This is a genomic window from Pseudomonas sp. AL03 (assembly GCF_029960815.1).
Lineage (GTDB): Bacteria > Pseudomonadota > Gammaproteobacteria > Pseudomonadales > Pseudomonadaceae > Aquipseudomonas.
On sequence record NZ_JASBRE010000012.1, the window covers coordinates 22735 to 46181 of the forward strand.

Sequence of the window (23447 nt, forward strand, 5' to 3'; positions counted from 1 at the left end):
AAAGTCAACATCGGAACGAAAATCGCGTACCTTCGTAAATTTCAGGTCTGCTGAGTAACCAAACACTGACAGATTCTACGTAGCAACGCAGACTTCAAAACAGTGTCTGCGTTTTTACACAGCCTCGGCCGAAAGCGGACATTACTCATGCTACCCAAATCTGCGAAATCGAGAGGGGTGGTGCCCAGTCCCCTAGCGTAGAATTTCCAAAACACGAGCCCACACCCGAGACGGACCCTCAATGCAAACCCCCGCCACCCAACACCCCCTCTGGAAAACCTACCTCCTTTTCCTCGCCCCCATGGTCCTCTCCAATTTCCTCCAATCCATGTCGGGCACCATCAACAGCATCTACATCGGCCAAATGCTTGGCACCCAAGCCCTGGCTGCCGTCTCCGGCATGTTCCCCATCGTCTTCTTCTTCATCGCCCTGGTCATCGGCCTCGGCGCGGGTGCGGGTGTGCTGATCGGCCAAGCCTGGGGCGCGCGCGAGCCGCATCTGGTGAAAACCATCGCCGGTACAACCTTGCTGTTAGGCGCAATGATCGGCCTGACAGCAGCGGTACTCGGCAGCGTATTCGCAAGACCAGCGTTGCAGGGTTTGGGGACCCCGGCAGACGTACTCGACGACGCAGTGTCTTACGCGCACGTAATGATGTGGATCATGCCGTCGCTGTTGGTCTACGTGCTGTTCACCCAGCTGCTGCGCGGAGTGAGCGATACGGTGTCGCCGCTGGTGGCGTTGGTGGTGTCGACGTGTATCGGGTTGGCGCTGACGCCGGCGTTGATTCGCGGTTGGTTCGGGCTGCCGATGATGGGGATTCAGAGTGCGGCGTATGCGGGGTTGGCGGGTAATTTGTCGGCGATGGGGTGGCTGGCGTGGCGGTTGATTCGAAAGGGGCATCCGTTGGCGCCGGATCGGGAGATGTTTGCGGCGATGCGGTTGGACTTGGTGATTCTCGGCAAGGTGTTGCGCATCGGCTTGCCGACCGGGTTGCAGATGGTGGTGTTGTCGGTGTCGGAGCTGGTGATTCTGGCGCTGGTGAATCAGCACGGTTCGCAAGCGACGGCGGCGTACGGGGCGGTGACGCAGATCGTCAATTACGTGCAGTTTCCGGCGCTGTCGATTGCGATCACGGCGTCGATCCTCGGCGCTCAGGCGATCGGGGCAGGGCGCCTTGAGCGCATGGCGCCGATTCTGCGCACGGGGCTGTTGATCAATGTGTGCCTGACCGGTGGGTTGGTGGTGTTGGGTTATCTGTTGTCGCACTGGTTGCTGGGGTTGTTCCTCACGGATGATTCCACCCGGGCGATGGCGGAACACCTGTTGCACATCATGCTCTGGAGCCTGCTGGTGTTCGGCTTCCAGGCGATCGTCGGCGGCATCATGCGCGCCAGCGGCTCGGTGCTGGTGCCCATGGCAATTTCGATTGTTTGCGTGGTGCTGGTGCAATTGCCGGTGGCGTATGCGTTGGATGCGCGGTTTGGATTGCAAGGTGTGTGGATGGCGTTTCCGGTGGCGTACCTGGGGATGCTGGCGCTGCAGACGGCGTATTACAAAATGGTCTGGCAGCATCAGAAGATTGAGCGGTTGGTGTAGGCGGCCAGGAGGCGTGCTGAACATGCAGCAGTTCGCAAACCGGTAACAACACTTTGACTCGCGGGCGCCCTTTTTATGGAAGGTGCGCCAGCTAAACCACTGCGCCAAACAAGTGCCCCACCAGTGCCGTAATACCCATGGCCAGAGCCCCCCAGAATGTCACCCGCCAGGCGCCGGTGATGACCTTGGCGCCGCCGGCCCTGGCAGCAATGGCGCCGAGTGTCCCGAGAAACACCAATGACATGCCCGATATCCAGGGCACCGCGCTGTGCTCCGGTGCGACAAACGTCACCGCCAGAGGCAATGCGGCGCCCACCACAAAACTGGCGGCGGAGGCCAGGGCGGCCTGCAAGGGTTTGGCGGTGAGGGTGTCGCTGATGCCCAGTTCGTCCCTGGCATGGGAGCCCAGCGCGTCGTGGGCCATCAATTGGTCGGCCACCTGATGCGCCAGTTCCGGCGAGACGCCGCGATGCATGTAGATGTTGGCGAGTTCAAGGTGTTCGGCTTTCGGGTCGCTCGCCAATTCTGCCCGTTCCCGAGACAGGTCGGCCTGCTCGGTATCGGCCTGGGAGTGAACGGAAATGTACTCGCCTGCGGCCATGGACATGGCACCGGCCATCAGCCCTGCCATTCCGGTGACTAGCAACGTGGCGTGGCTGGCGTTGGCTGCCGCGACGCCGATCAGCAGACTGGCGGTGGAGACAATCCCGTCGTTGGCCCCCAGGACGGCGGCGCGGAGCCAGCCGATACGATCACTTCGGTGGGACTCGGTGTGCCTGCGCATGAATTTCATTGTTTAACGAGACTCACTGTCATTAGGTGTTTCAAATCGGACGGGTTCCGAGCGGCTCGGCAATCGGCGTCAGCGCGTTTCAATCTGCGCCTGCAACTGGCCGCCGACAATGGATATTTCTTTGAACTGTTCACCCTCGCGCAGCACGAATAACGCGTCCATCCCGCGCTCCTGAGCCAGACGTGGGCCTTCGGTTTCGCCCAATACCATCAGCGCCGTGGCCCAGGCATCGGCGAGCATGCACGAGGCCGCCACCACGGTGACGGCGGCGAGCGGGTTGCACAGCGGTGCGCCGGTAGCCGGGTTCATGGTATGGGCATAGGATTGACCGGCCACGTCGACCCAGTGTCGATAGTCCCCGGATGTCGCAATAGCGGCATCGCTGAGTTCCATCACGCCCATGACTTCACGCACGCCCCGGTTGGGCTTTTCCAGGGCCACGGCCCAGCACTGGCCGTCAGGTTTGACGCCCCGGGCGCGCATCTCGCCATCGATGCCGACCAGGTAGCAGGTAATGCCCAAACCCTCCAGGCAACGAGCCAGTTCATCAACGCCAAAACCTTTGGCGATGCCACTCAAATCAAGGTTCAACGGCACGCGCTTGCGCACCTGATTGCGTTGCGGGTCAACCACCAACGCTGCGCTGGCTAACAGCCGGGGGCGCGGCGGAATCGTGCCCGGCGTCTGCTCTGTGACCGTCTGTTCCCCGGGGCCGAACCCCCAGGCGTTAACCAGATCACCGACAGCGATGTCAAAGGCGCCGCCGGATTGCTGACTGACACGCAGCGCGACAGACAGCACCGTGGCCAGTTCCTTGGGCACTGACACCCATCCCTGTTCTGGGGCGGCGTTGAGACGGTTGAGGTCAGAGTCGGGTTTCCATGCGGACATTTGCTGGTCCACCCGGGCCACGGCGCGCGCCAGACGGTGGTCGATTTCGTCGGTGTCGATCCCGGTACCTGCATAGAACAGGGCGGTGTAGCGGGTGCCCATGGTTTCGCCGTTCAGGCTATAGCGCTGCAACTCAGTAGACGTCTTCACGGTAGCGTCCTTGTGCCTTGAGGGTCAGCACACTCAGGTTGAGAGGTGCCAACACTTCATCGAGGGCCTGCATCACCCCTTTGGCCATTTCGCGACTGCCACACACCAGCACCTGGGCACCTTTTTCAATCAGTCGGCGCAAGGCCAGGGCATCGCCGATCAGCCGGTCTTGCACGTAGCTGCGGTCCTGAACCTGAGAGAAGGCGGCGCGCAATGCCGTGAGGCGTCGGTCCGACAAGTACTGGTTGAGCTCCGGTTCATAGAGAAAATCCGAGGCCGGGTTGCGCCCGCCCCAATACAAGTGCATCGGGTGTCGGGCCTTGTTGTTGCGGATAAAACCGGCCAGAGGACCGATGCCGGTACCCGCGCCGATCAGGATCACCGGGTGCGAGCCCGATGCGGGACGAAATTGCGGGTTGGGCTGGATAAAAGCTTCGATCTGCGCACCGATATCCAGGCCATGAAGAAATTCCGAGCACATGCCACCTTTTTGTTTACGTACACAGATCTCCAGTACGCCGTCCTGCGAACCACTGGCCAGCGAGTAGAAACGTGGGATCGGGCTGCCCGGGGGCAGAATCCCGACTAGGTCACCGGCCAGAAAGCCCGGCAGTTCGCCGGGTGCTTTGAAGCGGAGTACGTGGGTCGGCGCGTTCACCTGTTCGCCATAGGCAATGCGCTCCGTCAGCTCCAATTGATGGGTCGGCGGCTGCTGCGGGGTGTGAACCAGCATCAGGTCATGCCCCAACACTTCACCCAAGGTGTGGCCCCAGCGCGCAAATTCCTGAGAGGACTGGCGGTTGACGGTTTCCAGCCCCAGTAACGGCGAGCCACCGGCTTGCAACATCGCATCCTGCACCTGTTGGGCGTACTGACAGAACTGCGCGAACTGGCGGTCGCCCAAGCCCAGCACGGCAAATGGCATGCCGGGGTTGAGGCCGGTTTTGGCCAGCCGTGCCAGGAACTGCGAAGCCGAGGCCGGCGCATCGCCGTCACCGTGGGTCGCGGTGAGGATGAACACGCGTTGGGCGCTGCCGTAGTCGTTGGCGTATTGATTCATCGCCGCGCTATGCACCCGGTGTCCGCCCTGGTGCAAGGCTTCATGCAAGGTGTTGGCAAAGCCCCAGGTGCTGTTGTTTTCACTGCCCACCAGAATCACGCTGTCGGCGGATTGAGCAGGGCTGTTGTGGCGAATGTTCGGGCCAGCCTTGCGGCGGCGCCACCACAACAGGATGCCGGTCACGCTCATCAACGGCACGCAGAGGGCGCAGAGCCCAAGCGGCAGGCCCAGCCACCAGAGGCCTTCGCCGGTGTGCATCTGATAGATCCATTCGTAGAGGTTGTGCATCGAGTCGTGGGCTTGATAGGACAACAAGGCGCCGCTGGCCTGATCCACGTAGCCGTCGCCCTGGACCGTGCGCAGGGAAAACACGTCTTGAGGGTTGCCGGGGCTCGGGTAGACCAGCTCGCGCAGGTCATTCAGGTCGGTGGCCTGCAAGGCTCGCAGGCTCGCCACCGGTAAGGCCGGGCCGACGCTGACGTGGGCGGGGAAGGCGGGTTCACTCTGACTGCCGTCGGCGATCAAACCGAAGGTGGTGGCGGACATGTAGAGCCCGCTCAATGCCGACAGCAGCAGCCCGAGCAATGCCAGTCGCCCGACTTCCGCATGCCAGCGCTGGCTGAAGCTGCCCCGCAGTGGCCGCAACAGGTTGCGCCAACCGCCCAGACGCCGGGCCAGCAACAGCGCGCCGGACACCGACAGCATCAGCATCAACAGCGCGCCAACCCCCGACACTCCGTGTCCAGGCGCGCCAAGGAACAGCGAGCGGTGCAGGTCTTTCACCCAACGTGAGAACGCGGATGGCTCGTAGGGTGCGAGGCCTTGGCCGGTCAGTGGGTCGATTTTTTCGGCGCCGGCCTGACCGTTCTGGTTGTAGTAGACGATAACTGTCCCGGACGCTGTGCGCTGGATCTGCTCCACGCCCGGGAAGTGGCTGGTAACACGCCCGGCCAGTTGGCCGACGCTGAGTTGTCCTGCAGTGGTGGACGTGCTGTGCAGGCGTTCCAGGGCCGGGTCGACAGACAGGATCGCGCCGCTGATGGCCAACAGCATGACCAATAGGGCGGCGATCAGGCCAGGTAGGGAATGGAACTGGCGAAGCATGTTCAGCCTCCAGAAATGGCAGGTGCTACAGATCGTAAGTAAAGGACTCGACGTAGGTACTGCCGGTCGCCGGCTTACCTGCGCCCTTGGACGTCAGGGGCACGCTGACATCGGCGCGGGCGTCACGTTTGTCCTCAACGGCGCTGTCGATGCGGATCTGATACCCGGCATCGATCAGGGTGTCTGCCAGTTCGACGCTGACTTTGAGCGTACGTCCACTGCCGACACTGGCGCCGCTGATTCCGTCAAACTCGCTCGGTTTCAGCCCGCTGCCACGGGCCCAGTCGCCCAGGTGCTTGTAGTACTTGGTCTTCTTGCCCGCCACCCAGAGGGTTTTCTGGTATTGGCCATTGGCGTCGGTGACGTAGATCGCCAGGTAGGCATCATTTGCGCTGTAGTCCTTGAGCTGGGTGGTCAAGGTCACTTCACGGGCCTGGGCCAGCCCTGGCAGGGCAATGGCGCCAGCGAGGCAGGTTGCTGCGATGATCTTTTTCATGGGGGTGTCCTTTTGATCGTTAGGTCGAGAGCCTGGACCTGCTGGCTGACAGCAACCTGAATGGCAGGAAAAACTCATCGACAGGTGAGGCGTCATTCGGTGAGCAGGCTGCCGAGGTATTCCCTGGCGTCGCCGTTGTCCCGGAAATGGATCTCCAGTGTGCGCAGGCGCAGCGATGCCGGTGAGTAACTGGCTTCAATGGTGTTGCCTTTGCGGTCCAACCCCTTGAGCTCGTAACAACCGTCGTCGACCTTGATGCGCTGCACGCTCCAGCCGTATTGCTGCTCTACCTGCTGACGCAAGGTTTCGCGCGGTTGCCAGTCGCTCACCGGGTCGCTGCAGTCGTCATCCGCCAGGGCGTAACCGCTAACCAGCAGGCTCAACAGCGCGGCATTGGCAAAAAAACCTGATTTCATGATCTGTCTCCTGCCGAGGGCGGCGTCTGTGGCATACCCTAAGGTGCATTCCTGACAACCAGCTGAATCTTCAGATTCACGTCAGGTAAGGCGATTAAGGTGCTGCACGAGAACCATCACAGGAGGTGCCAGATGCGGGTTTTATTGGTCGAAGATGCACCGGGGTTGGGGGAGGCGGTGCGCGAACAGATTGCCGATGACGGCCACGCCGTGGATTGGGTGCAGCGCCTGGACCATGCGCGCAACAGCGTGCGCACCACGCCTTACGACCTGATCCTGCTTGACCTGATGTTGCCGGACGGTCGCGGGCTGGATTTTTTGCGTCAGCAACGCTCGGCAGGGGAGGTGACCCCGGTGATTATCCTGACCGCCCAGGATCAGATTTCCGATCGTATCGCTGGCCTCAACGCCGGCGCAGACGACTACTTGGTCAAACCGTTCGATTTGTTTGAGCTATCGGCCCGTGTGGCGGCGGTGGCCCGGCGCTACAGCGGCAACCCCAATCCGCAGATCAAGCTCGGTGATTTGCAGGTCGACATGAGTGCCCGTACGGTGCTGCGGGCCGGAGCGACTGTGGACCTGACAGCGCGGGAGTGGGCGCTGTTCGAGGCGTTTGTGCAGCGCCCCAGCGCGCTGCTGTCCAAGTCGCAGCTTGAAGAACGGCTGTATGCCTTCGGCGCGGAAATTGAGAGCAATACCATCGAGGTCTATATCAGCCGTCTGCGTAAGAAACTTGGGCGTGACTTGATTGAAACCGTGCGGGGCATGGGGTACCGGTTGATGTCCGTATGAAGCCGTCGTCAAGCCTGCAAAAACGACTTGGCCTGGGGTTGACGTTGGGCACGACCTTACTTTGGCTGGCGGCGACCGTCGGCGCCTGGCTGGTGGTGCAACATGAGTTGAACGAGGCGTTCGACAGTGCGCTGGAAGAGACCGCGCAGCGCATCCTGCCCTTGGCCGTGTTGGAAATCAGCAACCGGGAAAACCCCCGTGGGGCACAGCACGTCGCCACCTTGAAAATGCACAAGGAATACCTGACGTATCTGGTGCGCGATACTAAGGGCGAAATCCTGATGCAGTCCCACGACGCCAACCCGAAGATCTTCAACCAACAACCTACCGAAGGCTTTTCAACCACGAAAAAATACCGTCTGTACGGCGCCAGTGCGCTGCGTGAGACGGTGTTCATCGAAATCGCCGAACCTCTGGAGCATCGCCGTGAAGCCGCGCGGGAAGCTTTGCTTGCCTTGTTGTTGCCGTTATTGGCGCTGATTCCCATCAGCCTGTTTGGCACCTGGATATTTGTGCGCATCAGCCTGCGCAGTGTATTGGCCTATCATCGTGCCGTAGAGGCCCGCGGCGTGGGTGATCTGTCGCCGATCAAAGTGGCGCGATTGCCGGCGGAAATCGCCCCGCTGGCCGAGGCGGTCAATCATCTGCTGGAGCGCTTGCGCAAGGCCTTGGAGGCCGAACGCAGCTTTACTGCCAACAGCGCCCATGAACTGCGCACGCCACTGGCCGCGACCCTGGCGCAGATCCAGCGTTTGCGTCACGAAGCGCCCGAAGGCCCGTTGCGGTTACGTGCGGCTAAAATCGAAAGCTCGTTACGCGAGCTGACGCGGCTCTCGGAAAAACTCATGCAGCTGGCCAAGGCCGAGGGCGGTGGGCTGTTGTCCGAAACGCCCCAGGACCTCATTCCGTTGCTGGCCCATGTAGTCGATGAGTGGAACCACAGCCGTGGGCACCGGATCGAGTTGCAACTGCCAACCCAAGCCAGCGTGTACTCGGCGATTGATCCGGACGCCTTCGCAATCCTGTTGCGCAACCTGGTCGAGAATGCGCTCAAGTATGGCGCCGCGGATCAACCGGTCGAAGTCAGCCTCACCGACCAGGCGCTGCTGCGGGTGGTCAATGGTGGCCCGGCGGTGCCCGAGCCGGTGTTGCAGCGCCTCACCGAGCGCTTTGTGCGGGGCAACAGTGAAACCAGCGGTTCAGGGTTGGGGTTGGCGATTGCCAAAACCATTGTGCAGGGAGTCAACGCGAGAATACGGCTGGTATCGCCGGCTACAGGTCGAACGGAAGGATTCGAAGTCTGCGTCTGGTTTCCGCTCGCGTCGACTGTCGAAGGCTGAGGGCTGTGCCAAATACTGACGTTGTCAACGTTAACGTGCTGTCCGTACGCTCGATAAAGTTAGTGTGTTTTTTAAAGTGAAAAGTATGACTATTATAGTGGGAACCACCGTTTGTCGGTAGTGTGATCAAAAAATGAACATTCCGGGATCGGGGGCCTCTGATCCCGCAGCGCGTCACCCAAGACCTGGAAAGTACCGTGGCGATAAATACAATTATGAGCCTGCTCGAAAATAAAGAGTTTATGGAGTTTTTTTGCGATTGGGCGTGATTTACGTTCATTTAGTGTCGTGTTGTGTGGCCATCGGCTTGGTATTGACCAGCGATATTGCGATGGTTAGAGATCTGTTAAAGCGAAAAGCATTCACTGAGCATGATAGTGCTCACATGGAAAGTCTTCAGACGTCTGTCATCGTTGCATTGATAGCGTTGTGGGTGACCGGTATCGCCGTTATCGGTATTGATTACCTGGATAAAGGTATGAATTACTTTATGAACCCAAAACTTCAAGCCAAAGTCATTATTGTCATGTTGTTGAGTTACAACGGCATCTTGTTGCATCGCCTGGTATTGCCCGCACTGCAAAAGGCGGGCGCCTTGCTCAACTCGGATTCAGCGCACGGATGCTGGCGCTGTTCTGCGGCTCGCTGTCAGCCGTGTCCTGGATGTATGCGGCCATGCTCGGGGTCGGGCGCCCGTTGGCCTGGAAATACTCCCTTTGCGAACTGTTGATGGCGTATCCGCTACTGATTGCACTGGGTTTCCTGACGATGCTGGCATTGACTCAGCCGATGGCGGAGCACCTGTTGCACATCATGCTCTGGAGTCTGCTGGTGTAGGCAACCAAACAATGGGCTGCCGTTAACACGGCGGCCCATTGGCTTTCTGGATTGAATCGATTTGCGATCAACCCGCGAGTTCTTCCGGCGACACCACCCAAACGCTGCAGGGCATTTTGTACAGCAGGTGTTCCACCGTGCTGCCGATCAGCCGCTCCAGGCCGTTATGACCGACCCGTCCCATGACAATCACGTCGACGTTATAGGCATCGGCATAACTGGCCAGAACCTTGGCCGGATTGCCCATGACCATGTGGCGTCGCTCCGGTGGGATGCCATTGCGCTCGGCCAACTCATTGAAGACTTCGCCCTGTGCATCGAACAGGGTCTTGGCGTTGCTCGAGGAAAAGAAGGCAGAAGCGTTGTCGAAGCCGAATTCATCGGCGCCGATAGAAGACAGGTCATAGGCGTAGAGGACGTCGATCTGGGCGTTGCACGCCGTGGCCAACTTCACCGCCTCATGCAGGATTCGGTCATTGAAGCCTTTGTATTGACCGTCGCGATGGAAGGGATCGACCGCCGCGACGATCCTGCGCGGCAAGGCATGCTGAACATGGCTGACAAAATGCAGCGGTACCGGGCATTCGCGCAGTAAGTGGATATCCAGGGGCGTAAACAGCATCCGCGACAGCAGCGACGGGTGTTCCAGCGCTTTGATCAGCAAGGCCATCGGCTGCTCTTTGAGGTGGATCAGGATTTCCTGCAAAGGTTTTTCAACCCAGACCACTTCCGTGGTGACAGTCACGCCGATTTTGCGCAAGGGGCGAGCCTGTTCTTCCAGCCATTGACGATGGCGCTCGACATACCCAAGGCGCATCTGTTCCAGGGCCTGTTCATTAACCATGCCGGCGGTCGCCAGGCCTTCCAGGTAATCGAAGGCCACGATGTGCAGCGCTGCACCTTCAGCCTTGGCCAGCGCGGCGGCGCGGTCGAAAGCTGGGCTGTTTTCCATCAGGGGCGAGGCGACCAGCATGAAACGTGATTGTTCGGACATGATAAATCTCCCTTAAATCATTGCGCAGACGCTGGCCCGAAATGGCCGCGGGTTAGTTGGATGGGCAACTGATGCCGATGCTGCCGCTGGCCGAGGTTTGGGGGTTGATCTGCATCAAACAGACGCGTGACGGAGCGGGCTGTCCGACGTGTGGTCACCCGGTATTGCTGAGATTGACGGTGTGGGCGGGCATCCTGATGCATTAAGTGTACGCGTGGTGTAGCTGACAAAGATCAAGTCGTCCGAACCTGAAACGCTCAATCTGCAGTTCTTACTCCAGGCAGATGGCCGCGTGCCGAGGTGCCCCATGTCGCAGACTCAACGTTTACTGTTAATTGCCCCGCCAGCCATGACCCGCACACCGGCGTTCGACCGTGCCGCCGCATTGGCACTCGCCATGCAAATGCCGTTGCACATCGTGGCGTTCGATTATTTGCAGGCGCTGGCGGTGGCCGGCCTGTTCGCCCCTGAACAAATCAACCTGGCCCGGGACGGTTATTTGCACACCCATCGGCATTGGCTCGCGGAGCAAGCCGGGTTAATGAGCAAACACGGTGTCGAGGTCACCAGCGAAGTGGTGTGGGTACAGCATCCTTACGAGGAGATCTTGCACTTCGTCAACGAGATGCCGCTGGCGCTGATCATCAAGGATGCCGAGGAAGAATCAGCGTTGAAACGGGTGTTTTTCACGCCGCTGGATTGGCAGCTGCTGCGCGATTGTCCGGTGCCGGTGCATCTGGTGACCAACGCCCTCAATCCACGACCACGCAACGTGCTGGCCATCGTCGATGTCTTGCGCAGCGAAGAGCAGGACCAAGTGTTCAACGACCAGATTATTGACGCCGCGGCGAAGTTGGCCGCGCTGTGTGATGCCCGGCTTGAGCTGCTGCATGCCTATGACTGGACGGCCGTGTATGCCCAGGACATGGGCTTTGGCGCACTGCCGCTGGCCACGGGGATTTTTGAAGTCTTGGGATCGGTTCAGCACGAGGCATTTGCCGCCCTGGCCGAACGCCATGGCGTGCCACCGGAATGTCGCCACTTCATCGAGGGCGTGCCGCTGTCGAGTATTTGTGAGTTTGCCGCAGACCACCGCACCGATGTCATTGTGATGGGGACGGTGCAGCACAAGGGGTTGAACACGTTATTGGGAACCACGGCCGAACAACTCTTGCATCGGGCGCCTTGCAGTGTGCTGGCGATCAAACCCGGCAGGATGCTGCAATCCTGAGTGCTGGATCGCCCCGCGATGAACCGTTGGCCGGAACATCGCGGGGAAATTTTTAAAGGTACAGACGATGGATGACCTGACGGCTGTCATCGGGATCATTGTGCGTCTCAAAACCCAGGGCTTTGGCCAGGTCGCGCATGGGGGCGTTGCTGGAGGCATCAACCGAATACATCTGACGAAAACCATTCTTGCGAGCAGCCTTGATCAAATGCTCCATCAGTAGCTGACCCAGGCCCAGATGCTTCCAGTCATCGGCGACGGTCACGGCGCATTCACATTCATGCTCGCCCGTGGCAGCGTAGCGGCTGACGCCGATCTCGATCAGTTGGCCGTTTTCATGGACCAGCGCGATGTAAGCCAGCCGCTGATTGTTATCGGTGTCCATCAACTGATTGAGCAAGGCGGTGCCGGGTTCGTTGATCTGCGCGAGAAAGCGCATATGCCGGGACTCGGCGGACAGACGCTTGATAAAGGCGTATTCACGCTCGCGGTCTTTTTCCGCCAGCGGCCGGATCAGTATATGGCGGCCATCCTTGAGCGCTTCAATCCAGTATTGTCCGGTGACTGTCGCATAGGCGGCCGCAACCCGATCATTGTGGTCTTTGACATTGAGCATGGGGTGATCCTCCATCCGGTTTGAAAGGCTGTCGCGCGGTGTCGAACCACGCGGTTCATTCCTTTTTACGCCGCTGGCGGCGCTTGAATCTGATCTGGATCAGAGAGTCGTGACAGAAGGTGTTCATGTACTCATGTTTGATGTAAATCAACCTGGGGGAGGGGGCAACGAGCGCAGTCTTAGACCTTGCCGGCGCTTGAGGGCCGGCGTCGAGCCGAGGTGTGTGATGGGTCAATATCAACGTTTGTTGCTGATCGCCGATCAAACCCTGCATCAGTCTCCAGCCTTGTTCCGGGCTGTCGCGCTGGCCAGGGCAGCATTCTGGCGGTCAGGCCGAACGTCAGGGGGTGAGCACGATCGCGCCGCTGAACTGACCTGCCCATTCGGCACCCAGTGATCGGGCATAGGCCTGGCCTTCGCTGTCATCCGGTCGGGTGAAGGCATACACCTGCTGCCCGCGGCCTCGCGCCGCTTGTATGGCCAAATGTGCTGCCGCACCGAAGCCATAGAGGCGCGCATGATGATTCTCCAGACGTGCGGTATTAGCGAAGGTGGCGATGACAGCCCACAACCAGCTGCTTGAGTCCTTCCATGTTGTGGATTTTGACGTTGCAGAAAAGCGGCCAGGCGCTCATCCGAGTTCATGTTGCCCAGCATCATCAGCATGTCGTGATCGCGCACGATTTCCCGACTCAGTACTTTGTTCAGGTTGTGCTGCAGCGACGGCAGTTCCCGGGTGAGTTTTTCCAGATGAGCAAAGTGGGGGGCAGACTTCGCTGTCCTCCAGAGCAAACGCATTGCAGGCATGCAGGTCCGTGCTGATGGCATCCAGGCCGAGCATCTCGCCAGGCATCTGGAAGCCGGTGACCTGCTCCCGACCATCGACCAAGAGCACACGGGTCTTGAACAAGCCGATACGGACTGCGTACAGGGAGCGCAACGGATCGCCTGCGCGGTAAAGTGCAACGCTTTTTTTTAACCTTGAAGCGTTGCACGATCAGGGTGTCCAGGCGCTCGACTTCCTGACCGGTCAGGCCAATTGGCAGGCACCACTCCAGTACGCTGCAGTTGGAGCAGGCAGCCTTTAGGTAATGAGCTTGAAGGGGGCGAACTTCAGGCATGTCAATGACGCCATTCCATGGACGTATCAAGCATAGAGGGTAGGCCGTTTCGGACACCCGGAATCGACGGATGTCTATGCTTCACACAGGGATCTGATATAGATCAACGGCAGGGGAGTGCTGGAGGAGGAATCTGGATTAACGCGGGTGCTCGATCCTGCGGGGACGCAACGGCTGGCCTCGGCAACGGTCGATGGACAGCGAGCGTCAAAGACCCACCTGACTGGAGGTAGATCATGAGCCAGTATCAACGGTTGTTACTGATAATCAACCCGGCCCTGCGCCATTCCCAGGCAATAAACCATGCTGCAGCGCTGAGCATGGCCAGCGGCGCGAGTTTGCATATCGCCGCCTTGATTCCATCATTGGATCTGTTGTCGCTGCTCGAAGAAGGTGACCGGGAAAAGGCTCGGGAGCGCTACCTGCAGGATCATTGCGACTGGCTAAAGGCTCAGGCAAAAAGTCTGCGAGGCAGGGGCATCGGCGTCACCACAGAGGTGGCATGGGCCGATGATATGCGCGAAGCAATCCTTGATCACGTCATGGAAATGCAGCCCGACCTGTTGATCAAGGAAGTTCAGCATGAATCAGCGCTTAAACGCGCTTTTTTCACGCCACTGGATTGGCACTTGCTGCGCCACTGTCCGATACCGCTTTATCTGGTGGGCGGGAGCGGCTACGTGTTACCACGCAAGGTCGTTGCAGCGGTGGAAGTGTCGGATGCCGCGTCTCCCGACAACGAGCTGAATGACCGGATCATCCAGCAAGCGTGCGGCCTCGCCATGCAGTGTGATGCCGAGTTGCATTTGCTGTACGCCTGCAATATTTCGGCCGCGTTCCTGGCGGACATGGGCGGTCTGACGCTGGCTGAACTCACTAAAGCGCTGCGCAGAGACCTGGAAAAATCATTCCTCAAGTTGGCCGGTCGGTTCGGTGTGCCCTCTGATCGTCGACATTTCATTGAGGGGCAACCCGTCACGGCGCTGAGCGAGTTCGCCAACGCGCATCAAGTGGATGTGATTGTGATGGGCAGAGTCCAGTCCCATGGGGTGGACAAGCTTCTGGGCAGCACGACCGAACATATTCTGTATCAGGTGTCTTGCAGCGTTCTGGCGGTCTAGAGGGCGTCGAGGCTGAACTTGATGTCAGCCACCGTCACACCGACAATCCTGGGTGGCCGTGTGATGCGAACCAACAGGCGTGATCGCCCGAGGAGGTTTTCAAATGAGTCCCTCATCGCCAACCATCCTGCAGGACCGGGCCGCGGCCGGTCGACGTCTGGTGGAGCCGTTACTCAAATACGCGCATCGACCCGATGTCATCGTCCTTGCCTTGCCCCGTGGTGGTGTGCCGGTCGCCTATGAAGTGGCCACTGCCCTGGAGGTTCGCCTCGACCTGATGCTGGTGCGCAAGCTCGGGGTTCCGTCCCATCAGGAGCTCGCCATGGGCGCCATCGCCAGCGGCGGCATCCAAGTCCTCAATGAACACGCGCTGCGGGCCCATCCGATTGATAAGGCCACGTTCGATACCGTGGTCGAACGGGAAACCCGGGAGCTGTTGCGCCGCGAGCAGGTTTACCGGGGAACGCGCGGGCCTGTGCAACTCAAGGATCAAGTGGTGATTCTGATCGACGACGGCCTGGCGACAGGCGCCTCGATGATGGCGGCGATACACGCGGTGCGTGTGCAGGCGCCGTCGCGTATCGTCGTTGCCGTGCCGGTGGCGCCGATTGAGACGGCGGAGGCGCTGCGCAGCGAGGTGGATGAGCTGATATGCCCGCTCATTCCCGACTGGCTCATGTCGATCGGCCGTTGGTACATGGACTTTACCCAGACCTCGGATGCCGAGGTCATCAAGCTGTTGCGGCGGGCCTGGCAGCGAGAGTCCAGCGCCGCTGATCATTATCGTCAATAGCGACTCAGAGGGATGCGAGGCCTCTAGCCAGTCTTCAAACCGGGTCGCTCCGACAATGGGCTTATCGCCTGGCGTGAGGGATTTGTCATCGATCGGCGCGCCGAAGTAAGGAACCGTGTCGTCCGAAACCGCCTCGCGCGGGTCCTTGGTGTGTTTCAGGTACTCGCTCACGAACTCGACAATCGGTCGGCGATCAGGCCCGGCTACTTCCACTGTCTGATTGATCGGCGCTTTTTGAGCGAGATCCGTCAGTGCGGCTGCGACATCGACCGAGGCCACCGGTTGCAACGCGGCAGACGTTAAATGGATGGTGTTACCGTCCTCGCGACCCGAGTAAGCAATGACACCAATGAACTCGAAGAATTGCGTGGCGCGCAGGATGGTGTAGGGAACGCCTGACGCTTTGATGAGTTTTTCCTGGGCCATCTTGGCCCGAAAATAACCACTGCCGAGCATACGTTCGGTGCCGACGACTGACAGGGCAACATGGTGTTTGGTGCCGGCTACCTTTTCGGCAGCGAACAGGAGAGCGCCAGGTGGAATAAACGGCGTTTCTTTGCTTTAGTCCACCTGTCGCTGGCTAACGTGTGCGGCGCCTCAGCTCATGACGGGAGCCCCGACCGGAGAACCCATGAAACATCGATTCCTGACCTGCGCGGCGCTGGTTGCCGCCCTCGCATTCGGCGTGTTGCCTTGCGTCCAGGCGGTCGAGTACACGCAGGTGAATGAAACCGCCAGCACGATCTCCTTCACGTATAAACAGTTCTCCTCGCGGGTATACGGCACGTTCGGCAAGTTCGAGGCCACGCTTGATTTCGACACGGCGAACCCGTCAGCAGCCCACACCGCGCTCACCATCCAGCTCGACAGCATCGATGCCGGAAGCAGCGACGCCAACAGCGAACTGCAAAAGCCAGCCTGGTTCGACTCGGCATCGTTTCCAGTGGCGACGTTTGAATCGACCGGCGTGAAGGTGTTGAGCGACAACCACTACTCGATCACCGGAAAACTCACGCTCAGGGGGATAACGCGTGAAGTGGATGTGCCGGTCCTCCTGAAGTCCGAGAACGCCATCGGGATTTTCGATGGCCAGTTAACGCTCAAACGCAGCGACTTCAAAGTCGGTGAAGGCGAATGGGCCGACGGTGTCGTCTCTGACAAGATCAATATCCGGTTTCGCATGGTTGCGCCGGAGCAGTAACGTGCGTCTGGTACTCCACGTTGTTTGCCCCTCGCCACAGGGACTTGTCCATACCGGCGAGTACTTTGTAAGCCGCGCTGCTCCAGCACGTTATGATAGGCACGCCCGCGAACACATTCTTCACGTCCGCCCCAGAGTCAGAGCCACGAATGCCCCAGATCACCCATTTCAAAACCCCGTGCCCCGAGCACATCAATAGCCAGATCCTGCAGATGGTGGTCGATTACCTGACCGACATCAGCATGATCGCTATCGCGCCGAGCAACCTGTTGTACAACGTGTACCAGTACGCGATCGGCTACGAGGTTCACCTCTATCTGGAGGCGTTGAACGGGGCGAAAGGGATTGCCGTGGAGTTGCTCGTCGCGACCGACGAAGACGACCCCGAGAAGGTTGTCGGCTTTCTGTTGTACCTGCCGGTCAAGGACGATCCCGATGCGTGCGGCGTGGCTTATATGGCGGTGCAGGCCAGCCATCGGCGTCAGGGTGTCGCCCGAAAGATGCTGCAGGAAATGGTTGCCCGTTACCCTCATGCTGAACTGACATGCGCTGTGACCAAGGTTCCGTATTTTGAGGCAATGGGCTTTCAGCTAGTGGGCGTGCGCGGTACTCAGGTGCTGATGAACACCCGTGACCATGGCACCGACGGCTTGATGGCCCTGCTGGACGTGGCGTCGATCTACAGCTCGTTGGAGGTGCGGCAGATTCATACCTATCTGCTGCAAAAACACGGCAAACGGGCGATGCTCGATGCGGAAAAGCAGCGTGACCGGCATCTGGACCAGATGACGCGCAAGGCGAATGAGTGTGTCCGCGAGCGACTGGGTGAAGGTGCCGTGCCAGCCCATTCCCCTCGACTGCGGTTGGTCTAAGTCACCTTCGACGCAATGCAAAAAAAGCCCTTGGTGCGGACAACGCGCCAAGGGCTTTCTGGTGTCTGGAATTCATGCAGATAAAAAAAGAGCCTCAAAGCTCTTTGATGGGGAGGAAGTAGAGCCCTCGAGGCTCAAGATGCGCATGAAACAAGTGGTGAGCTTGGTAGGGGTTCATTTCACCCACCACTTACGCAACGGCTTGAGCAAACAAGCGGCTGCGTAAAATCATCTTAGAAAGATGGGGGTTCGCACTCAAGTACCGCTAGTCGCATGCTGTTTCAGGCGTCACCCCGGCGATCTCTCCAGCGTCTCCACGCGCACTCCTTTCAACCATCCCCACGATGGTTTCAAACAATTCGTCCTGTGCCTGCACGGCAGTGACTTCTCCATTTGCCGCGGCGTGGGACAAGGCTTCCGCCGCACCGAGCATCGCCCGCAATCCCGCTGCCTTGATATCACCCGAGCCAGCAAAAGGGGCGAGGGCGGTCCGGCACTTGTTGAGGAAAATCGCTTCGTACTCGCGCTTGATCTTCTCCAGTTCCGGGGAGCTGGCCAATGCCGCGATGACGCCGGGGATTTCGTTGCCCTGAAGCAGCACGCAGTCGACGTACGACGAAGCGATCACCCTGGCGGTGCCGGGCAAAGTCGGTTCGTTGTCCTGAAGCGCAGCATCCATCAGTGCAGTCTGTCGGGCATCGAAGTCCTGGTAGAGCGCCGCCAACAACCCGGATCGCGTGGTGAAGTGATCGTAAACCACCGGTTTGGTCACCCCGGCTTGCTCGGCGAGCCGACCCAATGTCAGCGCGTCCGTGCCTTCTTCCCGAACGAGTTGCCAGGCAACGTCCAGCAACTGGCGTTGGCGGTCCCCCCGGGACATTCGTCGTCGCGGTGGCGGGGTGGAATCTTGCACGTCTGTTTCGGTGGTTGACATGACTATGTACCAAAAGTAATTTAATGATCATAACTTACCAAGAGTATATAAATTCCGCCTTGTGCTCTCAATCAGGAGTTTCCAGCATGCACGCGCTTATCGTTGTAGCTCATCACGATCCTCGTTCGTTGACGCAAAGCCTGGCTGCGCAAGTCGCTCAGGGCATCACCCTGGACGATCCCGGTCATACCATTGAAATCGCCGATCTCTCGGCCGAAGGGTTCGACCCGAGGTTCAGCGCCGCTGATCTGGCAGTGCATCACCGGGAGGCGCCGCCCCCTGCTGATGTGGTTGCCGAGCAAGCGCGGATAGACCGCGCCGATGCGCTGGTGCTGGTTTATCCCGTCTACTGGTGGTCGATGCCGGCGCTGCTCAAGGGCTGGATTGATCGGGTGTTTGCCAACGGCTGGGCGTTCGATTTCGGTGCAGATGCCAAGCTGGAGAAGAAGCTTGGTCATCTGCGGGTTCACCTGATCGGCGTGGGCGGTGCCGACGCTGCAACCTACGCCCGGCACGGTTATGCCGAGGCCATGAAGACGCAGATTGACCATGGAATTTTCGATTATTGCGGTGCGCAGGTGGTGACGTCCGAACGGCTGCTCGAATCGGAAATTCAGGATCCGGCGGTTCATTTGGCTGCCGCACGGGCCTTGGGGTGCGAGCTTTTTGCGGCATCCAGCCCCATCAACTCTGCTAGACCTGTTCGCCTGGCCAACCGGCCAGACGCAACGCGTTGAGCAGCGTTCCGGCATCCAGTCCCGGCACCGCATGGCCATTGCCTTCGGCAGTATCGGAGGCCAGCAAGGCGTTGATGATCGCTTCCTCCACCGCTTCGGTGGCGGCCAGGAACAACTCGCTGATGTGGTCGTTGTTGACCATGCTCAGGTTGTCGCAGGTCGGTGCGCCTTTGCCTTCATAAGCGGCGGGTGGCACGTGTTGGTTGCCGGTGGCGAAAGCGATGAAGATGTCACCGCTGTGGTCTTCATTGCCGCCGCCGGTGCGGGCGAGGCCGAGGCTGGCGCGCTGCGCGAGGCGCGTGCACTGGTGTGGCAGCAACGGCGCATCGGTGGCCAGGCAAACGACGATCGAACCCATGCCAGGATGCGGCAAGGACGCCTTGAGGAACGGCGAGTCGGCCTTTTCCATGTAGCGCCCGACCGGGTAACCGTCGACGCGCAATTCGTTGCGGATGCCGTGGTTGGCCTGGACGATAGCGCCGACGGTCCAGCCGCCCTGAGCACTGTTCAGACGTCGCGAAGCAGTGCCGATCCCGCCCTTGAATTCGTGACAGATCATGCCGCTGCCGCCGCCGACGGCGCCTTCACTGACTGGGCCATCCACCGCCGTGCGCAGGGCTTCGGCGACATGTTCCGGCTTCACGTGGAAACCGTTGATGTCGTTGAGCAGACCGTCGAAGGTCTCCAGCACCACGGGCATGTTCCAGTAGAGGCGCCCGTCATCGGGCTGGTTCTGGCGATCCAGCGTCACCAGCGCATCGCGCACCACACCCAGGCTGTGGGTGTTGGTGAAGGCGACCGGACTGGTTAACAGGCCTGCCTCGCGAATCCATTCAAGCCCCGTGGCATCACCGTTGCCGTTGAGCACATGGACGCCGGCAAAGCACGGTTGCTGGTTGGTGGAACCGGCACGCGGCTCGATCACGGTGACGCCGGTCAAGATGTCGCGGCCGTTTGCGGTGCGTCCTCGCACATTGCTGTGGCCGACCCGGACGCCGGGCACATCGGTAATGGCGTTGAGCGGGCCGGGTTGCAGTTGGCCGAAGTGGATGTTCAGGTCGCGGGCACGTGGTTTCATCGTTTCTCTCTTATTCAAAATAGTTATTGGCTAACGCAATCCCTGTAGCAGCTGGCGAAGCCTGCGTTCGGCTGCGAAGCAGTCGTGAATTCGGGGATTGCGGTGTTTCAGGTGGACCGAAATTTCAGGATTTACGACTGCTTCGTCCGAACGCGGCCCGAGCCGAACGCAGCCTCGCAAAGCTCGGCAGCTGCTACAGATTTCGCTATGGCTTAGGTTTATTGACCGTTCTTCACTTTGCTCCAGATCCGCGTGCGCACGCGCTCGGTGGCGGGCGGCAGAGGCTGAAGGGTGAATAACGTGGCCATGGCTTCGGCCGACGGATACACGGCCGGGTTGTTGCGGGTGGCTTCGGCCATCAGGGGTGTCGCGCTGCGGTTGCCATTGGGGTAGGAGAGGTGATCGCTGATGGGGGCGATGACTTCGGGGCGCATCAGATAGTCGATGAAAGCCAGGCCCTGTTCCGGATGCGGCGCGTCCTTGAGCAACACCAGCGTGTCGAACCACACCGGAGCGCCTTCCTTTGGCAAGCTGTAGGCGATCTTCACGCCGTTGTTCACCTGTTCGGCATTGGTCTTGGCTTCCAGCATCGCGCCGGACCAACCCACCGCCACGCAGATGTTGCCGTTGGCCAGGTCGCTGATGAACTTGGACGAGTTGAAGTAGGCAATGTGCGGACGCAGCTTGAGCAGAAGCGCTTCGGCCTTCTTGTAGTCCTCGGGGTTGGTACTGTTAGGTGGCAGACCGAGGTAGTGCAGGGCGACCGGCAACATCTCGGCCGGCGAGTCGAGCATGGCCACGCCGCACTGGCCGAGCCTGGCCAGGTTCTCTTCGTTGAACACCAGGTCCCAAGAGTCCACCGGCGCCTTGTCGCCCAGCGCAGCGCGGACCTTGTCGATGTTGTAGCCGATGCCGTTGGTGCCCCACAGATACGGCACGGCGTACTGGTTGCCCGGATCATTGTTGGCCAGCTTCGCCAACAGATCAGCGTCCATGTTTTTGAAATCAGGCATCTGAGCGTGCGGCAGCGGTGCAAGGGCACCGGCCTTGATCAGGGTCGGCAGACTGAAATTACTGGCCACCACCACGTCGTATCCACTGCGGCTGGTGAGCAATTTGCCCTCCAGGACTTCGGCGCTGTCGAAGGTGTCGTAGACCGGCGAAATTCCAGTGTCACGCTTGAAATCCTGCAGGGTCGTGGGACCAATGTAGTCATACCAGTTGTACACGTGAACCGTCGCGCCCTCGGCGGCAACCGCCGATAGCGAGACTGACAAACAGGCGCCCAGTCCAAGATTGATATACGCGCGGTGACGACTCATGATGCGGCACTCCTGGCCTGCTGCAGGCCGGTGATGATCAGGTGCCTGCAGCGTATCGGCCGGGAGTGGACTCACCCATTCCCATCATGGGTTACTCGAAAGGGGTAGTGCGTGGACGCGTTGTTGAAAGAATTACCGGTGCACCAAGGGCTGGCGCGGGTATTTGGTGCCGTGGGGCAGGACGGGTTCTGGCGTGCGCTGGTCGACACACTGCGCCTGCTGGTGCCGCTGGATAATGCGTTGGTCGCGGTGATGCGGGCCGGGCGGGTGCCGCGTCTGCTGATTGATTTCGACGCTAAAGGTGGCGCGGACGAGCATGAAGAACTGGCGGATTACAGCGCCGGCATGTACCTGCTCGATCCGTTTTATCAGGCCGCCTGCGCCGGCATTGCCGACGGCTTGCACAGCCTCGATTCGGTCGCTCCTGACCAGTTCCAGCAGAGCGAGTACTACCTGAGCTACTTCCGTACCGTGGTGGGCGGTGACGAGTTGCAGTTCATGGTCAACGTCGATGGCGCCGTGCTCGGTTTGTCCCTCGGCCGCTCGACGCGGTTCAGCCCTGAAGAGCAGGGCCGCCTGCTCTGCGTGCGTGATTGGGTGCTGGCGGCGATGCGCCGTCACCTGCAATTGATGCCGCCGGAAGGTCCAGCCGCCGAAGCGGTGGCCGGGGATCTGGCGACCTTGCTGGATCGCTTCGACGCGCGCCTGTCGGTGCGGGAAATCGAAACGGCGCGACTGATTCTCCAGGGCTTCTCAAGCAAGGCCATCGCCCAACAGATGGGCATTTCCCCGGAGACGGTGAAGGTGCACCGGCGCAACCTCTATCACAAGCTCAATGTGAATGGGCATGGTGAGTTGTTTGCGTTGGTGCTCAATCCTCCAGCCTGAACACCAACGCCTTCAACCCGCATTCAACATCGGCGTCCGCAAACTCCGGCGGATTGTCCAGCCGTTGCTCGAAACGCAGGCTCGGTGCTTCGCGGGTGACGCCGTCGATGAGGAACTCCGGACCGAACGCCGGATCGTTCATGCACGCCAGAACCGTGCCCTGGAGGCTGAGCAATTCCGGCAGCCGACGCAGCACACGCTGGTAGTCCTTGGTCAGCAGAAAACTGCCTTTCTGAAAGGACGGCGGGTCGATGATCACCAGGTCGTAAGGGCCCTTGCCGATCACCTTGCCCCAGGATTTGAACAGGTCATGACCGAGGAAAGTCACCTTGCTCAAGTCGTGGCCGTTGAGCCGGTGATTGTCGCGGCCACGGCTCAGGGCGGGGCTCGACATGTCCAGATTGACCACGTGTGTTGCACCACCCTCGATGGCCGCCACTGAGAATCCGCAGGTGTAGGCGAACAGGTTCAGCACGCGCTTGCCCTGGGTGTTGGCCCGCACCCAGTCGCGGCCGTAACGCATGTCGAGGAACAGGCCGGTGTTCTGTTTGCGGCCCAGGTCCACCCGGTAATGCAGACCGCCCTCGGTGATCGTCATCTCGTCGATCGCGTCCCCCAACAGCCACTCGGTCGTGCTTTGCAGCAGGTAGCGATGTTGCAGCAACAGCGTGTGCGCGCCGGATTGCGTCCACGCAGGCGATTGCGTGACGTCCATCAGCTTCTGTTTCAACGCGTCCAGTTGCAATGCTTCGGGTTCCTTGAACAGCGACACCAGCACCACACCCTGCAGCCAATCGACGGTCAGTTGCTCCAGCCCCGGCCAGCACCGGCCACGGCCGTGGAACAGCCGACGGGTTTCGGCGGGGGCCGCTGCCAGGGCCGTCAGTAAATGGTCGTGGAGGGTGGAGAGGGCGTCTGAGTTCATCGGGCAGCGTCGGCAATGAGAAGGGGCGGCATTTTAAACACAATTGAGCAAACTCGCTCCCACAGGTTATTGGGGGGTAGTTATCACGTTTAATTTAACTTTACGTGAGGATTTAGCGATCTATCGGCTCACATA

At 60.0% G+C, this 23447-nt stretch carries 21 protein-coding genes and 4 pseudogenes; 11 read left to right on the top strand and 14 right to left on the bottom strand.

The window, feature by feature from the left end; genetic code table 11:
• The first annotated feature begins 241 nt into the window (after positions 1-241).
• On the top strand, positions 242-1600 hold the full coding sequence (locus tag QK293_RS13620; protein WP_282377777.1) for an MATE family efflux transporter: 1359 nt from the start codon (positions 242-244) through the stop codon (positions 1598-1600).
• Between the two features lie 91 nt (positions 1601-1691).
• Here QK293_RS13620 and QK293_RS13625 read toward each other — a convergent pair whose 3' ends face one another.
• From QK293_RS13625 to QK293_RS13645, 5 genes are all read right to left on the bottom strand, one after another.
• On the bottom strand, positions 1692-2393 hold the full coding sequence (locus QK293_RS13625; RefSeq protein ID WP_282377778.1) for a VIT family protein: 702 nt from the start codon (positions 2391-2393) through the stop codon (positions 1692-1694).
• 69 nt (positions 2394-2462) lie between these two features.
• A complete protein-coding gene (locus QK293_RS13630; RefSeq protein ID WP_282377779.1) occupies positions 2463-3434 on the bottom strand; it encodes an FAD:protein FMN transferase in 972 nt (323 codons plus the stop codon).
• Entirely contained in the window at positions 3418-5598 is a 2181-nt protein-coding gene (locus QK293_RS13635) for a PepSY domain-containing protein (RefSeq protein ID WP_282377780.1), read from the bottom strand. Before QK293_RS13635 ends, QK293_RS13630 begins: the two co-directional genes overlap by 17 nt.
• A gap of 25 nt (positions 5599-5623) precedes the next feature.
• Positions 5624-6094 carry a DUF2271 domain-containing protein gene (locus tag QK293_RS13640; RefSeq protein ID WP_282377781.1) on the bottom strand — a complete coding sequence of 157 codons (471 nt, stop codon included), beginning with the start codon at positions 6092-6094 and terminating at the stop codon, positions 5624-5626.
• Positions 6095-6186: 92 nt separating this feature from the next.
• Positions 6187-6510, bottom strand: a complete 324-nt coding sequence (locus QK293_RS13645; RefSeq protein WP_282377782.1) for a PepSY domain-containing protein — start codon at positions 6508-6510, stop codon at positions 6187-6189.
• 132 nt (positions 6511-6642) lie between these two features.
• Here QK293_RS13645 and QK293_RS13650 point away from each other — a divergent pair, with 132 nt between their 5' ends.
• From QK293_RS13650 to QK293_RS13660, 3 genes and pseudogenes are all read left to right on the top strand, one after another.
• A complete protein-coding gene (locus QK293_RS13650) occupies positions 6643-7302 on the top strand; it encodes a response regulator transcription factor (protein ID WP_282377783.1) in 660 nt (219 codons plus the stop codon).
• Positions 7299-8642 (top strand): HAMP domain-containing sensor histidine kinase, encoded by a 1344-nt coding sequence (locus QK293_RS13655; protein WP_282377784.1) that lies wholly within the window; start codon positions 7299-7301, stop codon positions 8640-8642. Before QK293_RS13650 ends, QK293_RS13655 begins: the two co-directional genes overlap by 4 nt.
• Before the next feature lie 197 nt (positions 8643-8839).
• Positions 8840-9479, top strand: a pseudogene (locus tag QK293_RS13660) (hypothetical protein).
• Between the two features lie 67 nt (positions 9480-9546).
• Here the strand turns inward: QK293_RS13660 and QK293_RS13665 are convergent.
• On the bottom strand, positions 9547-10473 hold the full coding sequence (locus QK293_RS13665; RefSeq protein ID WP_282377785.1) for a universal stress protein: 927 nt from the start codon (positions 10471-10473) through the stop codon (positions 9547-9549).
• A 307-nt stretch (positions 10474-10780) separates the two neighbouring features.
• Here QK293_RS13665 and QK293_RS13670 point away from each other — a divergent pair, with 307 nt between their 5' ends.
• Complete coding sequence (locus QK293_RS13670) at positions 10781-11704, top strand: universal stress protein (protein ID WP_282377786.1); 924 nt, start codon at positions 10781-10783, stop codon at positions 11702-11704.
• A 52-nt stretch (positions 11705-11756) separates the two neighbouring features.
• Here the strand turns inward: QK293_RS13670 and QK293_RS13675 are convergent, their stop codons facing one another.
• The 3 genes and pseudogenes from QK293_RS13675 to QK293_RS13685 all read right to left on the bottom strand — a co-directional run bounded on the left by QK293_RS13675 (position 11757) and on the right by QK293_RS13685 (position 13441).
• Positions 11757-12320 carry a GNAT family N-acetyltransferase gene (locus tag QK293_RS13675; RefSeq protein ID WP_282377787.1) on the bottom strand — a complete coding sequence of 188 codons (564 nt, stop codon included), beginning with the start codon at positions 12318-12320 and terminating at the stop codon, positions 11757-11759.
• 373 nt (positions 12321-12693) lie between these two features.
• Positions 12694-12831: pseudogene (locus QK293_RS13680) on the bottom strand (alcohol dehydrogenase); the annotation flags it as partial.
• Positions 12832-12862: 31 nt separating this feature from the next.
• Positions 12863-13441 (bottom strand): annotated as a pseudogene (locus tag QK293_RS13685) (cyclic nucleotide-binding domain-containing protein).
• A gap of 236 nt (positions 13442-13677) precedes the next feature.
• On the opposite strand from QK293_RS13685, the gene QK293_RS13690 reads away from it, so the two are divergent.
• Complete coding sequence (locus QK293_RS13690) at positions 13678-14562, top strand: universal stress protein (protein ID WP_282377788.1); 885 nt, start codon at positions 13678-13680, stop codon at positions 14560-14562.
• A 103-nt stretch (positions 14563-14665) separates the two neighbouring features.
• On the top strand, positions 14666-15355 hold the full coding sequence (locus QK293_RS13695) for a phosphoribosyltransferase (RefSeq protein WP_282377789.1): 690 nt from the start codon (positions 14666-14668) through the stop codon (positions 15353-15355).
• Positions 15356-15370: 15 nt separating this feature from the next.
• Here the strand turns inward: QK293_RS13695 and QK293_RS13700 are convergent.
• A pseudogene (locus QK293_RS13700) lies at positions 15371-15874 on the bottom strand (NmrA family transcriptional regulator); the annotation flags it as partial.
• 112 nt (positions 15875-15986) lie between these two features.
• Between QK293_RS13700 and QK293_RS13705 the strand changes: the two are divergent.
• Both QK293_RS13705 and QK293_RS13710 read left to right on the top strand, forming a co-directional pair.
• Positions 15987-16556, top strand: a complete 570-nt coding sequence (locus QK293_RS13705; protein ID WP_282377790.1) for a YceI family protein — start codon at positions 15987-15989, stop codon at positions 16554-16556.
• A 149-nt stretch (positions 16557-16705) separates the two neighbouring features.
• A complete protein-coding gene (locus QK293_RS13710; RefSeq protein WP_282377791.1) occupies positions 16706-17428 on the top strand; it encodes a GNAT family N-acetyltransferase in 723 nt (240 codons plus the stop codon).
• 265 nt (positions 17429-17693) lie between these two features.
• Here the strand turns inward: QK293_RS13710 and QK293_RS13715 are convergent, their stop codons facing one another.
• Positions 17694-18362, bottom strand: coding sequence for a TetR/AcrR family transcriptional regulator (locus QK293_RS13715; RefSeq protein WP_282377792.1), 669 nt, complete (start codon positions 18360-18362; stop codon positions 17694-17696).
• A gap of 86 nt (positions 18363-18448) precedes the next feature.
• Here QK293_RS13715 and QK293_RS13720 point away from each other — a divergent pair, with 86 nt between their 5' ends.
• A complete protein-coding gene (locus QK293_RS13720) occupies positions 18449-19099 on the top strand; it encodes an NAD(P)H-dependent oxidoreductase (RefSeq protein ID WP_282377793.1) in 651 nt (216 codons plus the stop codon).
• On the opposite strand, the gene QK293_RS13725 is transcribed toward QK293_RS13720, so the two are convergent.
• Positions 19056-20177: a P1 family peptidase gene (locus tag QK293_RS13725; protein WP_282377794.1), complete on the bottom strand. Its 1122-nt coding sequence runs from the start codon at positions 20175-20177 to the stop codon at positions 19056-19058. The two genes, QK293_RS13720 and QK293_RS13725, sit on opposite strands and share 44 nt — an antisense overlap.
• A 218-nt stretch (positions 20178-20395) precedes the next feature.
• Positions 20396-21499, bottom strand: coding sequence for a polyamine ABC transporter substrate-binding protein (locus QK293_RS13730; RefSeq protein ID WP_282377795.1), 1104 nt, complete (start codon positions 21497-21499; stop codon positions 20396-20398).
• 111 nt (positions 21500-21610) lie between these two features.
• On the opposite strand from QK293_RS13730, the gene QK293_RS13735 reads away from it, so the two are divergent.
• Positions 21611-22387: a helix-turn-helix transcriptional regulator gene (locus tag QK293_RS13735; RefSeq protein WP_282377796.1), complete on the top strand. Its 777-nt coding sequence runs from the start codon at positions 21611-21613 to the stop codon at positions 22385-22387.
• Here the strand turns inward: QK293_RS13735 and QK293_RS13740 are convergent.
• Complete coding sequence (locus QK293_RS13740; protein ID WP_282377797.1) at positions 22371-23312, bottom strand: class I SAM-dependent methyltransferase; 942 nt, start codon at positions 23310-23312, stop codon at positions 22371-22373. The two genes, QK293_RS13735 and QK293_RS13740, sit on opposite strands and share 17 nt — an antisense overlap.
• Positions 23313-23447: the final 135 nt, after the last annotated feature.

What these genes read in the sequence shown, in the direction of transcription:
- QK293_RS13650 (WP_282377783.1), top strand. Translation starts at nt 6,643, where the DNA reads ATGCGGGTTTTATTGGTCGAAGATGCACCGGGGTTGGGGGAGGCGGTG.
- QK293_RS13645 (WP_282377782.1), bottom strand. Translation starts at nt 6,510, where the DNA reads ATGAAATCAGGTTTTTTTGCCAATGCCGCGCTGTTGAGCCTGCTGGTT.
- QK293_RS13625 (WP_282377778.1), bottom strand. Translation starts at nt 2,393, where the DNA reads ATGAAATTCATGCGCAGGCACACCGAGTCCCACCGAAGTGATCGTATC.
- QK293_RS13720 (WP_282377793.1), top strand. Translation starts at nt 18,449, where the DNA reads ATGCACGCGCTTATCGTTGTAGCTCATCACGATCCTCGTTCGTTGACG.
- QK293_RS13740 (WP_282377797.1), bottom strand. Translation starts at nt 23,312, where the DNA reads ATGAACTCAGACGCCCTCTCCACCCTCCACGACCATTTACTGACGGCC.
- QK293_RS13690 (WP_282377788.1), top strand. Translation starts at nt 13,678, where the DNA reads ATGAGCCAGTATCAACGGTTGTTACTGATAATCAACCCGGCCCTGCGC.
- QK293_RS13670 (WP_282377786.1), top strand. Translation starts at nt 10,781, where the DNA reads ATGTCGCAGACTCAACGTTTACTGTTAATTGCCCCGCCAGCCATGACC.
- QK293_RS13730 (WP_282377795.1), bottom strand. Translation starts at nt 21,499, where the DNA reads ATGAGTCGTCACCGCGCGTATATCAATCTTGGACTGGGCGCCTGTTTG.
- QK293_RS13675 (WP_282377787.1), bottom strand. Translation starts at nt 12,320, where the DNA reads ATGCTCAATGTCAAAGACCACAATGATCGGGTTGCGGCCGCCTATGCG.
- QK293_RS13640 (WP_282377781.1), bottom strand. Translation starts at nt 6,094, where the DNA reads ATGAAAAAGATCATCGCAGCAACCTGCCTCGCTGGCGCCATTGCCCTG.
- QK293_RS13710 (WP_282377791.1), top strand. Translation starts at nt 16,706, where the DNA reads ATGCCCCAGATCACCCATTTCAAAACCCCGTGCCCCGAGCACATCAAT.
- QK293_RS13665 (WP_282377785.1), bottom strand. Translation starts at nt 10,473, where the DNA reads ATGTCCGAACAATCACGTTTCATGCTGGTCGCCTCGCCCCTGATGGAA.
- QK293_RS13715 (WP_282377792.1), bottom strand. Translation starts at nt 18,362, where the DNA reads ATGTCAACCACCGAAACAGACGTGCAAGATTCCACCCCGCCACCGCGA.
- QK293_RS13695 (WP_282377789.1), top strand. Translation starts at nt 14,666, where the DNA reads ATGAGTCCCTCATCGCCAACCATCCTGCAGGACCGGGCCGCGGCCGGT.
- QK293_RS13655 (WP_282377784.1), top strand. Translation starts at nt 7,299, where the DNA reads ATGAAGCCGTCGTCAAGCCTGCAAAAACGACTTGGCCTGGGGTTGACG.
- QK293_RS13635 (WP_282377780.1), bottom strand. Translation starts at nt 5,598, where the DNA reads ATGCTTCGCCAGTTCCATTCCCTACCTGGCCTGATCGCCGCCCTATTG.
- QK293_RS13620 (WP_282377777.1), top strand. Translation starts at nt 242, where the DNA reads ATGCAAACCCCCGCCACCCAACACCCCCTCTGGAAAACCTACCTCCTT.
- QK293_RS13725 (WP_282377794.1), bottom strand. Translation starts at nt 20,177, where the DNA reads ATGAAACCACGTGCCCGCGACCTGAACATCCACTTCGGCCAACTGCAA.
- QK293_RS13705 (WP_282377790.1), top strand. Translation starts at nt 15,987, where the DNA reads ATGAAACATCGATTCCTGACCTGCGCGGCGCTGGTTGCCGCCCTCGCA.